The sequence below is a fragment of the Vibrio sp. YT-19(2023) genome, assembly GCF_033337395.1.
The window spans coordinates 1-661 of the sequence record NZ_JAWOQN010000589.1; the positions used below are offsets into that span (position 1 = coordinate 1).

Below are 661 nucleotides of genomic sequence, written 5' to 3' on the forward strand. Positions count from 1 at the left end.
AACAACGCCAATATTTGTGTAATCTTTGAGAGTCAATCACGTCATGAATCTATTAGCGCTTTTTCAGGTGTTGGTTAGATTCGCTTAAAACACTGTTCATTCCTGTTTCGTCTCGTTAGTATACGCACAATTGGTCACTTACCGACTGATGTATTGCCCAAATCTATACCCACTGACGTTTAGGATTGTTTTTTGCGTTATCTTCTTCGTATTTTATTTGTGCTGACACTTTCCATGCTCTCTGGGCATTTACATGCAGCGCACCACAATACAAATCACGTGACGTCAGAACGCCTCGACAAACTCGTGCAATCTGATTTTCAATCCGTAGTCAACGCCCCACACTCAGAAGCGCAACAACACTATTGGGGTTCTGATGGGTTTGAGCGCCACATCAAGCGAGACTTGTTCGCTCTGGTGAGTTACCGCCGAACGTCTACTGCTGACCGATCGCTCTCCCTCAGCTTTGAATCTGAATACCATCTGCTTGTCGCGTTTTTGCCTCCCCCATTAAAAGAGTTAGCGTGGCAAACTATTCCGTTGCCTACTGATAGCTATGGCATGTTAAAAAACCAACGTTCGCTCTATCGTTTATCAGGGCGGAAAGAGGCGAATTTACTGTACGTGTTTAAACACGGCCGCGAATCGATCATCACAGTTT

Annotated in this window: 1 protein-coding gene; it reads left to right on the forward strand. The window is 44.8% G+C overall.

From position 1 onward, the window contains the following. Positions 1 to 192: 192 nt before the first annotated feature. Positions 193 to 661: hypothetical protein (locus R7E78_RS27315; protein ID WP_318058777.1), on the forward strand; the 469-nt coding region annotated here is incomplete at its 3' end.